This window comes from Streptomyces sp. NPDC006544, assembly GCF_040611715.1.
Classification (GTDB): Bacteria; Actinomycetota; Actinomycetes; order Streptomycetales; family Streptomycetaceae; genus Streptomyces.
Window position 1 is genome coordinate 1 of record NZ_JBEXOV010000154.1, and the last position, 11,618, is coordinate 11,618.

The 11,618-nt window shown below is 73.4% G+C and carries 13 protein-coding genes; 6 read left to right on the plus strand and 7 right to left on the minus strand.

Annotation, left to right across the window (positions count from 1 at the left end; genetic code table 11):
* The 4 genes from ABZY44_RS35730 to ABZY44_RS35745 all read left to right on the plus strand — a co-directional run.
* The coding region (locus tag ABZY44_RS35730) for a LytTR family DNA-binding domain-containing protein (protein WP_356661363.1) at positions 1-380 on the plus strand (380 nt) is incomplete at its 5' end.
* Between the two features lie 292 nt (positions 381-672).
* The gene (locus tag ABZY44_RS35735) at positions 673-948 is read left to right on the plus strand and encodes a hypothetical protein (RefSeq protein WP_356661365.1); all 276 of its coding nucleotides are present in this window, start codon (positions 673-675) and stop codon (positions 946-948) included.
* 141 nt (positions 949-1,089) lie between these two features.
* On the plus strand, positions 1,090-2,928 hold the full coding sequence (locus ABZY44_RS35740; protein WP_356661367.1) for a cation acetate symporter: 1,839 nt from the start codon (positions 1,090-1,092) through the stop codon (positions 2,926-2,928).
* A complete protein-coding gene (locus ABZY44_RS35745) occupies positions 2,925-4,160 on the plus strand; it encodes a histidine kinase (protein ID WP_356661369.1) in 1,236 nt (411 codons plus the stop codon). The genes ABZY44_RS35740 and ABZY44_RS35745 overlap by 4 nt, the downstream gene beginning before the upstream one ends.
* Positions 4,161-4,381: 221 nt before the next feature.
* On the opposite strand, the gene ABZY44_RS35750 is transcribed toward ABZY44_RS35745, so the two are convergent.
* The gene (locus ABZY44_RS35750; protein ID WP_356661371.1) at positions 4,382-5,890 is read right to left on the minus strand and encodes a GuaB1 family IMP dehydrogenase-related protein; all 1,509 of its coding nucleotides are present in this window, start codon (positions 5,888-5,890) and stop codon (positions 4,382-4,384) included.
* 221 nt (positions 5,891-6,111) lie between these two features.
* Positions 6,112-7,431 carry a transposase gene (locus ABZY44_RS35755; protein ID WP_356661373.1) on the minus strand — a complete coding sequence of 440 codons (1,320 nt, stop codon included), beginning with the start codon at positions 7,429-7,431 and terminating at the stop codon, positions 6,112-6,114.
* A 408-nt stretch (positions 7,432-7,839) separates the two neighbouring features.
* Here ABZY44_RS35755 and ABZY44_RS35760 point away from each other — a divergent pair, with 408 nt between their 5' ends.
* Together ABZY44_RS35760 and ABZY44_RS35765 are read left to right on the plus strand one after the other, a co-directional pair.
* Complete coding sequence (locus ABZY44_RS35760; RefSeq protein WP_356661375.1) at positions 7,840-8,169, plus strand: antibiotic biosynthesis monooxygenase family protein; 330 nt, start codon at positions 7,840-7,842, stop codon at positions 8,167-8,169.
* Positions 8,166-8,336, plus strand: a complete 171-nt coding sequence (locus ABZY44_RS35765; protein WP_356661377.1) for a hypothetical protein — start codon at positions 8,166-8,168, stop codon at positions 8,334-8,336. The genes ABZY44_RS35760 and ABZY44_RS35765 overlap by 4 nt, the downstream gene beginning before the upstream one ends.
* Positions 8,337-8,417: 81 nt before the next feature.
* Here the strand turns inward: ABZY44_RS35765 and ABZY44_RS35770 are convergent, their stop codons facing one another.
* From ABZY44_RS35770 to rpe, 5 genes are all read right to left on the minus strand, one after another.
* Positions 8,418-8,825: a barstar family protein gene (locus tag ABZY44_RS35770; protein WP_356661379.1), complete on the minus strand. Its 408-nt coding sequence runs from the start codon at positions 8,823-8,825 to the stop codon at positions 8,418-8,420.
* Positions 8,822-9,310 carry a ribonuclease domain-containing protein gene (locus ABZY44_RS35775; protein WP_356661381.1) on the minus strand — a complete coding sequence of 163 codons (489 nt, stop codon included), beginning with the start codon at positions 9,308-9,310 and terminating at the stop codon, positions 8,822-8,824. The genes ABZY44_RS35770 and ABZY44_RS35775 overlap by 4 nt, the downstream gene beginning before the upstream one ends.
* A gap of 49 nt (positions 9,311-9,359) precedes the next feature.
* Positions 9,360-9,584, minus strand: coding sequence for a hypothetical protein (locus ABZY44_RS35780; RefSeq protein ID WP_112452447.1), 225 nt, complete (start codon positions 9,582-9,584; stop codon positions 9,360-9,362).
* A 136-nt stretch (positions 9,585-9,720) separates the two neighbouring features.
* Positions 9,721-10,734, minus strand: coding sequence for a sugar-binding domain-containing protein (locus ABZY44_RS35785; protein ID WP_356661385.1), 1,014 nt, complete (start codon positions 10,732-10,734; stop codon positions 9,721-9,723).
* Positions 10,735-10,858: 124 nt separating this feature from the next.
* The gene (gene rpe, locus ABZY44_RS35790; protein WP_356661383.1) at positions 10,859-11,545 is read right to left on the minus strand and encodes a ribulose-phosphate 3-epimerase; all 687 of its coding nucleotides are present in this window, start codon (positions 11,543-11,545) and stop codon (positions 10,859-10,861) included.
* Between the last annotated feature and the right edge of the window lie 73 nt (positions 11,546-11,618).

Here is an 11,618-nt window from a genome sequence, read left to right on the forward strand (position 1 = left end):
CCGGGGCGGAGGCGCGCGGGCCGGTGGCCGAGGCCGCCGTGCCCGCCGCCGACCGCGCGCCCGAGCAGATCGCCGTCGAACTGGGCGGTGTCACCCGCTTCGTAGCGATCGCCGACATCGCCTACGTGGAAGCTCAGGGCGATTACGCCCGGCTGCACACCGACGAGGGCAGCCATCTGGTCCGCATCCCGCTGGCCACCCTCGAGGAGCGGTGGGCGGCGCGGGGGTTCGTCCGGATCCACCGCCGCCACCTGGTGGCGCTGGCCCGCATCGACGAACTGCGCCTGGACGCGGGCACGACGACCGTCCGCGTCGGGCCGGCCGAACTCCAGGTGAGCCGGCGGCACGCGCGGGAGCTGCGGGACCTGTTGATGCGCTAGGCGACGGGCTGAGCGCGCGGCACGCGCACACGAGGACCCGGAGCGCCGCGTACGAACACGGCGGACCGCACACAGCGGGCCGAACACGGCGGGCCGGACACCGCGGGCCGAGCGCTGCGGACCGAGCACCGGGCACCGGCCGCGATGACCGTCCGGCGCGCGGGCGCGCCGTTCACCGCGCCGGGAGGGGCCTACGGCGATCCGCCGCGGCCGTCGGCCGCAAGGGTGGCCCGGGCGGCCCTCCGCCCGCCCGGCCCCGCTTATCGTGGATCTTCCGCCCCGGGAGGAAGAGATGTCCGAGATCCAGGCGCTGCTGGACGCCCTGACCGGACTGCCCCGCACCCGTCCGGCCGGGCCGGCCGAGGCCGAGGCCCTGCTGGCCCGCCTGCGCAGCGCGGCCGCCCGGTGGGCCGACGTCCTGTACGAGGCCCACGAGGGCGCGCGCGGCCAGGTGCCGCCGAGGGCGGAGGCGGCGCTGACGCTGGCCTTCCGGCGCGCGGAGGAATCGTACGTGGAGCTGGAGATCGCCCTGCGCGACTGCGTGGAGCACCGCGACCCCGCGCACTGACGGGATCCGGACGGGCGGGACGGGCGGGACGGGCCGGACGGGCCGGACGGCCTGCGGAAAAGGGCCGGCGGGAGGGCCTGTCGACCGGCCCGGGGCATGCGTAGACTCCCGTGACCCCGCCCCCGGCCGAAGGACCCACCGGTGAACCAGACGTACGCGCTGACCGCGGTCGCCGTCGTCGTCCTGGCCACGGTGCTGGTCGGTTCGCTGGGTCTGCGGATATCCCGGACCACCTCCGACTTCTACGTGGCCTCGCGCACGGTCGGCCCCCGCCTCAACGCGGCGGCCATCAGCGGCGAGTACCTGTCCGCCGCCTCCTTCCTCGGCGTCGCCGGCCTAGTGCTGCTCCGGGGCCCGGAGATGCTCTGGTACCCGGTGGGCTACACCGCCGGATACCTGGTGCTCCTCGTCCTGGTCGCGGCCCCGCTGCGCCGCTCGGGCGCCTACACCCTTCCCGACTTCGCCGAGGCCCGGCTCGAATCGCGGGCGGTGCGCCGGATCGCGGTGCTGTTCGTGCTCGGGGTCGGCTGGCTGTACCTGCTGCCGCAGTTGCAGGGTGCGGGCCTGACGCTGGAGATCCTGACGGGGGCCCCGCACTGGGTGGGCGGGGTGGTCGTCGCCTGCGTGGTGACGGTGGCGGTGGCGGCCGGCGGGATGCGCAGCATCACCTTCGTCCAGGCCTTCCAGTACTGGCTGAAACTGACCGCCCTGCTGGTCCCGGTGTTCTTCCTGCTGGGGGCCTGGGTGGGGGACGGCGCACCGAGGGCCACCTTCGACGCCCCCGCGGTCCTGCGCGCCCACACCGCCGTGACGCTCGCCGAGGACGTACGCCTGTCCCTGGACGCGCCGTTGACGGTGACGGTGACCGGTCAGGTCGACGGGCGCGCGTACGCGGAGGAGCCCGTGACCCTGGGCGCCGGACAGCATGTCGTACGGGCCCGCGCGCGGCTCGCCTTCGCCCCGGACTCCCCCGTGCCCGGCACGTCGGCGGACGCCGGGCCGGGGGTGTCCAGCTGGTCGGAGCCGCTGTCCGGTGACCGGCCGGAGCTGCGGCTGTACGCGACGTACGGGCTGGTCCTGGCCACCTTCCTCGGGACCATGGGGCTGCCGCACGTGGCGGTCCGCTTCTACACGAGCCCGAACGGGCGGGCGGCCCGGCGCACCACTTCGGTGGTGCTGGGGCTGGTCGGCGCGTTCTACCTGCTGCCGCCGGTGTACGGGGCGCTGGGCCGGATCTACGCCCCCGAGCTGGCCCTGACCCGCGAGGCGGACGCGGCACTGCTGGTGCTGCCGGCCCGGATGGTGGGCGGGCTCACCGGGGAACTGCTGGGGGCGCTGCTCGCCGGTGGCGCGTTCGCCGCGTTCCTGTCGACGGCGTCGGGGCTGACGATGGCGGTGGCGGGGGTGCTGCACCAGGACGTGCTGCCCTCGCGCGGGGTGCGCAGCTTCCGGGTGGCGGTCCTCGTGGCGATCCTGGTCCCGCTGGCCGGGAGCGTGGCGGCGGCGGACGTGCCGGCGGCGGACGCGGTGGGGCTGGCCTTCGCGGTGTCGGCGTCCTCGTTCTGCCCGCTGCTGGTGCTGGGGATCTGGTGGCGCGGGCTGACGCCGCCGGGCGCGGTGGCCGGGCTGGTGACGGGGGGCGGGGCGGCGCTGAGCGCGGTGCTGGCGACCCGGGCCGGGCTGGCTCCGGCGGGTTGGGCGAACACGCTGCTGGCGTGGCCGGCGGTGTGGTCGGTGCCGCTGGGGTTCCTGACGATGGTGGTCATGTCGCTGGCCACGCCCGCGCGGATCCCGGCGGGGACCGCGGCGACGCTGGCGCGGCTGCACCTGCCGGAGGAGGTCGCGAGCGGCGCGGCGAGCGGCGCGGAGGTCCGCGTCGGCGGCGGGGGCGGTGCGGGCGGCGCGGGCGGACGCCGGCACGGCCGGGGCGGCGGCCAGACGGACGGCGCGGGCGGCAGCGGCGCGGGCGGTGCTCCATGAGCGGAGCAGTGCTCTCGATCCTGGCGGCGGCCGGCGCCCCGCTGCTGCTGGGCCTCGGCTGGGCGGGCGGCCGCCGCCATGCCCGGCGCGGGGAGCGCGCCCTCGGCCTCGATCTCGGCACCCCCGTCGAACGGGCCACCTTCCACACCCTGCACACCGCCTCGCTCGCCGCTCCCCCGCTGCGCGCCGGGCTCACCGAGGACGCCGCCCGCAAGGCCGCCAAGCGGCTGCGCTCGCTGCTCGGCACCGAAGCGCTGTGCCTGACCGACCGCGAACACGTCCTCGCCTGGGACGGCCCGGGCGCCGGCCACCACCAGTGCCACGCCATGGCACGGGTCGCGGTGATGCTGGAGTCGGGGCGCAGCCAGAGCGTACGGACCGAGTGCGAGCGGTCCGACTGCCCGCTGAAGTGGGCGGTCGTCGCCCCGCTGACCGGCGAGGACGGGATGCTGGGCGCGCTGGTGGCCTACGGTTCCCGGGAGTCGGCGGTCCTGGTGCGGGCCGCGACCGAGCTCGCGCGCTGGGTCTCCGTGCAGCTGGAGCTGTCCGAGCTGGACCGGTCGCGGACCCGGCTGATGGAGGCGGAGATCAAGGCGCTGCGCGCGCAGATCTCCCCGCACTTCATCTTCAACTCCCTCGCGGCGATCGCCTCGTTCGTGCGCACCGATCCGGAACGGGCCCGGGACCTCCTCCTGGAGTTCGCGGACTTCACCCGCTACTCCTTCCGCCGGCACGGGGACTTCACCACCCTGGCCGAGGAGCTCCGCTCCATCGAGCAGTACCTGGCGCTGGCCGGGGCCCGGTTCGGGGAGCGGCTGAAGCTGACCCTGCAGGTGGCCCCGGAGGTGCTGCCGGTGGCGCTGCCCTTCCTGTGCCTGCAGCCGCTGGTGGAGAACGCGGTCAAGCACGGCCTGGAGGACTCCACCGAGGAGTGCCGGATCACCATCGCGGCCCGGGACGCGGGCGCGGAGGCGCTGATCACCATCGAGGACAACGGCGTCGGGATGGATCCGGCCCTGCTCCGCCGGATCCTGGCCGGCGAGCACCCGGGCTCCTCCTCGGGCGTCGGGCTGCCCAATGTGGACGAACGGCTGCGCCAGGTCTACGGGGACGACCACGGGCTCGTCATCGAGACGGGGATCGGCGCGGGCATGAAGATCACGGTCCGCATTCCCAAATACCGGGCGGGAGTGCACAGTTCGGGCCCGCCCGACCGCATTCCCCGCCGCTGAGACGCCCCGCTCCGCCCCGCCCTGTTCCGGCCGGCCCTCCTCCTTCCGCGCGTGGAGGACCGGCCGGACCATCGGTGACCGGTCGGCCCGTGGGATCCCGGCCGGACCGTCGCAGCCCGGGAACGCCCGTGGCCCCCGGCCGTCCGCGGGGGACGGCCGGGGGCCACGGGAGGGGAACCGTCGAGGGCGTCGCGACGGGGCGAACGCTGCCTGTCGCGGCACTAGCTCCAGCTGGCGTGCAGCGGCTTGCCCTCGGCGTAGCCCGCCGCGGACTGGATGCCGACGACGGCCTTCTCCTCGAACTCCGCGAGGGAGGCCGCGCCCGCGTAGGTGCAGGAGGAGCGGACGCCCGCGATGATCGAGTCGATCAGGTCCTCGACGCCCGGGCGGGCCGGGTCGAGGAACATCCGCGAGGTGGAGATGCCCTCCTCGAAGAGGCCCTTGCGGGCACGGTCGTAGGCGGACTCCTCCGAGGTGCGGTTCTGCACCGCACGCGCCGAGGCCATGCCGAACGACTCCTTGTACAGGCGGCCGTCGGCCGACTGCTGCAGGTCGCCCGGGGACTCGTACGTACCGGCGAACCAGGAGCCGATCATGACGTTCGACGCGCCGGCGGCCAGTGCCATCGCCACGTCGCGCGGGTGACGGACGCCGCCGTCGGCCCACACGTGCTTGCCGTACTTCTTCGCCTCGGCCGCGCACTCCAGGACCGCGGAGAACTGCGGGCGGCCCACGCCGGTCATCATGCGGGTGGTGCACATGGCGCCGGGGCCCACACCGACCTTGATGATGTCGGCGCCGGCGTCGATCAGGTCCTTGACGCCCTCGGCGGCGACGATGTTGCCGGCGACGATCGGGACCTGCGGGTCGAGCGCCCGGACGGCCTTGATCGCGCTGATCATCGATTCCTGGTGGCCGTGCGCGGTGTCGATGACGAGCGTGTCCACGCCCGCGTCGAGCAGCTGCTTGGCCTTGGCCACGAAGTCGCCGTTGATGCCGACCGCGGCGGCGATGCGCAGCTTGCCGTCGGCGTCGGTCGCGGGGGTGTACAGGGTCGCGCGCAGCGCGGCCTTGCGGGTGAGGATGCCGACGAGCCTGCCGTCCCCGTCGACGGCGGGGGCCAGCTTGCGGTGGCCGGCGTCGAGCTTGTTGAACGCCTCGCGGGGGTCGATGTCGGCGTCGAGGAGCAGGAGCTCCTTCGACATGACCTCGGAGAGCTGCGTGAAGCGGTCCACGCCGGTCAGGTCGTGGTCGGTGACGACGCCGACGGGGCGGCCGTCGGCGTCGACGACGACACCGGCGCCGTGCGCCCGCTTGGGCAGCAGGGACAGCGCGTCGGCGACGGTCTGGGTGGGCGCCAGCGTGATCGGGGTGTCGAGCACGAGGTGGCGGGTCTTGACCCAGGAGATGACGTCGGTGACGACGTCGATCGGAATGTCCTGCGGGATGACGACGATGCCGCCGCGGCGGGCGACCGTCTCGGCCATCCGGCGGCCGGCGATGGCGGTCATGTTGGCCACGACCAACGGAATGGTGGTGCCGGTGCCGTCGGGCGCGGAGAGGTCGACGCCCTGGCGGGAGCCGACCGCGGAGCGGCTCGGCACCATGAACACATCGTCGTACGTCAGGTCGTACGGCGGCTTCAGGTCATTGAGGAAACGCACGTGCTGAACATCCCAGTCGATCGGAGGTGACCCCGACAGGGCAGCCGAGGAACGCACGTACTTCATTCTCCCACGACATGGCCTTCACACCGCCCGGGGCGATCCTCCAGGACGAATGGATCCGGATGGTCGATTCCTACGGGCCTTTGGTCCTTCGGGGGCTTCCGAGCGGTTCGCGGGGGCTCGCGGGGCCGTGGCGTGGCGCTGGCGTGGGCCCTGATGGGGGCGCTGGCTCCACTTTCCCGCCCCGCAGCCCCGTAGGGCCCGCCCCGCCGCGATCCCGGGCATCAGCGGAGGGACGCGCGCGGCGCGCTCTGCGACGCGGGGAGAGCGGGGCGCGGCGGGAACGCCGGGGGCACGGGGCCGGCGCGGGTGGCGCCGGTTCGCGCGCTCGCACCGGGGTGCGGGGCGGCCGCGGGGGGCGGCCCGGGGTGCCCAGCGGACGGCCGTCCGCGCGGGCCCAGCAGCGTCGCGGCGTGGGCGACGCTGGCGAGGGTGGCGTGGTGGTGCCAGCCCCGGAAGGAGCGGCCTTCGAAATCGCGGATGCCGGCGGGTTCGCACACCTCGGCGAAATCGAGCGCGACCCGGTCGGCGAGCCGGGCGAGATGGAACAGCTGCGCGAGCGACCGGTCGCCGATGTTGGTGATCCAGAATTCCGAGGGCAGCGGGGCCGCTTCGGTCCATGCCCCGACCAGCAGGAGCGGGGTGGCCGGAGCGGGTGCGGGCCGGTCCTCAGCGGGGGTGACGAAGACGGCAGCGGAGGCCAGCGGGGTCACCGCCCCTTCGGAGCGGCCGGGCCGGGTCCACTCGACGACGCGGCGCCGGGAGCGCAGGGAGTCGATGAGCTCGCGGGCGGGGGCCGTGTGCGGTCCGGGTTTCAGGCGTCCCGCTCCGCCGAAGGAGACGGGCAGGGTGCCGTCCACCTTGAACACGAAGGGGATGTCCTGGAGCGCGAAGGACGCGATGCACCGCTGGAGTTCACCGGGCGCCACCTCCATCACCACGGGCCTGCGCCGGAGTTGCCAGGTGGCGGACATCCGCTGGACGGCGTGCACGGCGTCCTGCGCGGGAGTGAGCGAGCGTGCGGTGTCGGGGATGCCCGCCCGCCGACGGCGCAGGGGTTCGGCCGTCCAGGGCTCGGGGAGGGTGAGGGTCCATTCGACGGGGAAGCCGGCCTCGCTGGAGGCGAGCCAGATCCCGGCGGCCTGCTGGCAGTTGGCGGTGCGGCCGAGCTGCGGGACGAACTGCCGGCCGACACCGACCGAGCGGTCGCCCGCCTTCTCGATGACCATCGGCCGGACCACCCAGGCCAGCGGGCGCTGCGCGGTGCGTTCCAGGTGCTGGGCGAGGGACCGGCGCACGGGGGTCCAGTCCCAGGGGGATTTGCTGATGAACTGCTGGAGGCTCTGTTCGACCGCGCCGGCTCCCGCTCCGGCGAGGTTGCGGATCGTTTTCTTTCCGCTGGCGCGCACGAGGCCGTTCACATAGACGCGGGCCCAGTTTCGCTGGTCCCGCCGGGGTAACGACTCGAAGAGGAGCGAGATCAGGGCGTCGATCCATTCCGAGATTTCCGCCGTGTTCTCCTCCGGCAGGACAACGCGAGCCATGTGGGCCTCCCCCGCGACCAGCTAGATCCCATACCCGACGCGACCGCGGGGACCGGCCGTGGACCCGGTCCCCCACGAGGGGGATCTTCTCCCGTTCCACGGCCATGCCTTCGCCCCCAGCGCGCACACGACGCCCCGCGCACCAGGAGGACTCTGCCCCGCCCTCCCCGCACACGCTACCCAGATATCGGACGGCGGCCGCCGAATCCTGCCGTCTGCCACCAGATCCGGCCATCGCGTCCGCGACGCCCCGGACCGGGCCCGGCGGGTCCGCCTCGAGGGTCTCGACGTCACCGACTCCCGGAAGTCCGGGTGACAACGGCGAAAGGCTCCGCGGGACCGGCATGATCGCGCAAGCCTGACTTCGACCAGCGGCGACCACCGCCGACCCCAGGGAGAGGCCGCACCATGACCACCACCGTCGAATACATCCGCTACCGGATCGCACGGGACGACCAGCCCGCCTTCGAGGACGCCTATGCCAGGGCCGCGGAGGCCCTGGCCGCCTCCCCGGACTGCATCGACTACGAACTGGCCCGCTGCGAGGAGGAGGCGGAGCGCTACGTCCTGCGCATCCGCTGGACCTCGATCGACGCCCACCTGAACGGGTTCCGCAAGGGCGAGCACTTCCCCGCGTTCTTCGGCGCGATCCGCCCGTACGTCACGGCGATCGAGGAGATGCAGCACTACCTCGTCACCGCGGTGGCCGGCCCCGGAAAGGCCGCCGACCCCTCATGAGCAGCAGACCCGACGCCACGCCCACCGTCTACGCGTGGAGGGGCGGAGCGCAGGCGCTGGACCGCCTCACGGACGCCTTCTACGCCCACGTCCGGCGGGACGAGGTCCTGGCCCCGGTCGACGCGGCCGCGGTCCCGGTCCGGTCCTGGGGCCAGACGCGGCACTAGCCTCCGCGCGGGCTCCGCCCGGATCCCGACGGGCCAGGGCGGAGCCCCCCGGCACGCTCCGCGCCGGTCGGCTGCCGTCGGTCAGCTGTCGTGGGCCGGCTTCCGCCGTGCCCGAACGCCCTCGGCCGGCGCCTTCTCCACGATCACGCGCAGCGGTCCGTCGCCGGCCGACCGCCACGACGCCACGGCCTCTTCGAGGACCTCGTTGAAGGTGTCCCAGTCGGCCGGCCGCGCCCCCGCGAACGGCCACCACGAGGTCACCGCCACCAGCCGCCCGGGCGCGTCCGCCAGCCACGAGAGATCGCGCAGCGCGTCGGCCAGCGCGTCCCAGTTCCCCCCGAAGTAGTCCGGCGCCTCCAGCGCCGCCCCGCACCGCCGCATGAGCTCCGACTTGCTCCGTACGCCGTCCAGGTCCAGCCTCAGCACGGCCCACCCGGCCTCTTCGGCGGCGGCGACGGCAGGGGCCAGGGGCTGCGGGTCCAGGGTCATCGGAGAACCGCCTTGAAGGTCTCGTAGTGGTCGTCCGTGTAGAAGAACTCCCCGCCCTGGCCGGTCACGATCCGGCGGGCCCCGCGGTCCCGCTCACCGGGCGTCTTCACGGTGAACTCGTGGTAGTAACCACGCTTCTGCTGGGGCAGGGCCTTCTCGAAGTTCCCGAAGACCGTCCCGTCCTGCCGGTACTGGTACGGTCCGCCCTTGTCGATCAGCACCAGCACGTCCCGGGCCTGCTGCGGCAGCGCGGCAGCCCGTACCGTCGCCATCCCCTTCGCCCATCCGGGCGCAGCCGTCGGCGCGCCGGGCCCGCTGGGGACGGCTTCGGCTCCGGCACTGGCGGTCCTGTCGGCGCTCGGTCCGGTGGTCGCGGCAGGCGCGGAGTCCTTCCCGCTGCAGCCCGCCGCACCGACCAGCGCCGTGCAGAGGAACAAGGCCCCCAGCACACGCAGCAACGATCGGGGCACGTTCCAAAAGATCATGCACCGATCGTGCCAAATATCCGATTTTTCCGCGAGTCGCGCGGTGGCTTCAGAGAGCGGCCATCTTGGTGTACGGACTCAGGATGCGTTTGCGGACCTCCGGCCCGAATTCCACGAGGACAGCGATCCCCTCCTCGACAGCGACGACACGGCCCAGACCGTGCTCGTCGTGAGTAACCCGGTCGCCGACGCTGAAGTGCCGGAGCGGCGCTTCCACGGGGGCCTTGAACGGGCTGGACGGCAAATGGCGGCGAGGTACTGCGGACTTAGTCATTGCATCCAGTATGCGCCCAGCAGGCGGCCGAACGGTCCGCCGTTCGGATCTCAATTACGGCACCATCCGCATCAGCGAACATCGCACGTCCGCGTTTGACCGCCGCCGATCCGAACAATCGGACCAATCCGAACAATCACTCGTCGGGGTCAGCCCGCTCCAGCGCGGGCCGCAGGCCCGGCTGCGACTCCGTCAGCAGGTAATCGGCCACGGCCGTGTCGGTGACCAGGCTCGTCACGAGCCCCGACCGCAGCACCGCGCCGATCGCGGAGGCCTTGCGCAGCCCGCCGGCGATGGCCACGACCTCGGGGATCCGGCGCAGCCGGTCGGCCTCCACGGTGATGCAGCGCTCGCCGAGGTCCCGCCCGACCCGGCGGCCCTCCGCGTCGAAGAGGTGGGCCGACATCTCGGCCGCGACGCCCAGCGAGGCGTAGTGCGCCCGCTCGTCGTCGCTCAGCATGTCGTGGACGGTCGAGATCCCCGGCTCCCAGGAGCCGATCGAGACGGCCGCGACCGTGACCTTGTCGAAGTACTCGAAGGCCCGCGCGATCCCCGTCTGGCCCCGCAGGGCGGCCGCGGTGGCCGGATCCGGCAGCAGCATCGGCGCGTAGATCGGGTGCGCGTCCCCGCCCGACACCTGCGCGGCCCTGCGCACGGCCTCCACGGACCCGCGCTCGGCCGTCCCGGCGTCGTACACCCCGGTCAGCTGGACCACGGTGCAGGGGGGCAGCCGGTGCAGCGAGGCGGCCATGTGAATGGTGGAGCGGCCCCACGCGAGTCCCAGTACGTCGCCCTCGTTGACGAGCTCGCCCAGCAGATCGGCGGCTACGGCGCCCAGGTTCTCCGGGTCGGGAGCGTCCTCGGTGGCATCGGCCGGTGACTCCACGACCACGGCGTGCCGCAGCCCGTACCGCGCGCGCAGCGCGTCGGAGCGCTCCGCGTCCAGTTCGGCAGGGACCCTGATCTCGATGCGCACGAGGTCGCGCTCCAGAGCGGTTTCCAGGACCCGGGCCACCTTGAAGCGGCTCACGCCGAACTCCTCGGCGATCTGGATCTTGGACTTCCCCTCCAGGTAGAAGCGGCGCGCCATGGCCGCCGCCTGCACCAGCTCCGCGGGTCCCATCCGCAGGGCTGACCGTCCCGCCGACATTGCAGACACCGCGTTCTCCTCACTGCTGTTCACACTCTCGACTCGCCGTTCATCCTGTCAGATCCGGCGGCCGTTGATCAGCCTGGACGGCTCCCGTTCACCGAGCTGTTCACCAAGCCTTGTCTCAGTGGTCGCAAGCCCAGGGCGCCGCCGCGATGGCCGCACCCGCCTGCTCACGCAGCGTGCGTACGGCGGCCGCCGGATCGACCGCTCCGTAGACCGCGCTGCCCGCGACGAACACGTCGGCGCCGGCCTCCGCGCACCGTTCGATCGTCGAGGCCGAGACCCCTCCGTCGACCTGGAGCCACAGCTCCAGACCGTGCCGGGAGATCAGCTCCCGGGTACGGCGGATCTTGGGGAGCATGATGTCCAGAAAGGGCTGGCCGCCGAAGCCCGGTTCGACCGTCATGATCAGCAGCATGTCGAGCTCGGGGAGGATGTCCTCGTACTGCTCGATCGGCGTCGCGGGCTTCAGCGCCATGGACGCCCGAGCCCCCTTGGCCCGGATCTCCCGCGCCAGCCGCACGGGCGCGGCCGCCGCCTCGGCGTGGAAGGTCACGGAGCCCGCGCCGGCCTCGATGTACTGCGGGGCCCAGCGGTCCGGGTCCTCGATCATGAGGTGCAGATCCAGCGGAATGTCCGTGGCCCGGCTCAGCGACTCGACGACCGGCACGCCGAGGGTGAGGTTGGGGACGAAATGGTTGTCCATGACGTCGACATGCAGCCAGTCGGCCCCCTGAACGGCCTTCGCCTCCTCGGCGAGCCGGGCGAAGTCGGCGGACAAGATGCTGGGATTGATCTGAACGGCCATGCCCCAAGCGTGCCATGCCGCCGATCCCTTCCGGCCACTACCCCGGAAGTGGGGTGCGGGGGGTGGGGGGTGG

Excerpts from the sequence above, each read along its gene's own strand:
- ABZY44_RS35735 (WP_356661365.1), top strand. The coding sequence starts at position 673 with ATGTCCGAGATCCAGGCGCTGCTGGACGCCCTGACCGGACTGCCCCGC.
- ABZY44_RS35745 (WP_356661369.1), top strand. The coding sequence starts at position 2,925 with ATGAGCGGAGCAGTGCTCTCGATCCTGGCGGCGGCCGGCGCCCCGCTG.
- ABZY44_RS35750 (WP_356661371.1), bottom strand. The coding sequence starts at position 5,890 with ATGAAGTACGTGCGTTCCTCGGCTGCCCTGTCGGGGTCACCTCCGATC.
- ABZY44_RS35755 (WP_356661373.1), bottom strand. The coding sequence starts at position 7,431 with ATGGCTCGCGTTGTCCTGCCGGAGGAGAACACGGCGGAAATCTCGGAA.
- ABZY44_RS35760 (WP_356661375.1), top strand. The coding sequence starts at position 7,840 with ATGACCACCACCGTCGAATACATCCGCTACCGGATCGCACGGGACGAC.
- ABZY44_RS35765 (WP_356661377.1), top strand. The coding sequence starts at position 8,166 with ATGAGCAGCAGACCCGACGCCACGCCCACCGTCTACGCGTGGAGGGGC.
- ABZY44_RS35770 (WP_356661379.1), bottom strand. The coding sequence starts at position 8,825 with ATGACCCTGGACCCGCAGCCCCTGGCCCCTGCCGTCGCCGCCGCCGAA.
- ABZY44_RS35775 (WP_356661381.1), bottom strand. The coding sequence starts at position 9,310 with ATGATCTTTTGGAACGTGCCCCGATCGTTGCTGCGTGTGCTGGGGGCC.
- ABZY44_RS35780 (WP_112452447.1), bottom strand. The coding sequence starts at position 9,584 with ATGACTAAGTCCGCAGTACCTCGCCGCCATTTGCCGTCCAGCCCGTTC.
- ABZY44_RS35785 (WP_356661385.1), bottom strand. The coding sequence starts at position 10,734 with ATGTCGGCGGGACGGTCAGCCCTGCGGATGGGACCCGCGGAGCTGGTG.
- rpe (WP_356661383.1), bottom strand. The coding sequence starts at position 11,545 with ATGGCCGTTCAGATCAATCCCAGCATCTTGTCCGCCGACTTCGCCCGG.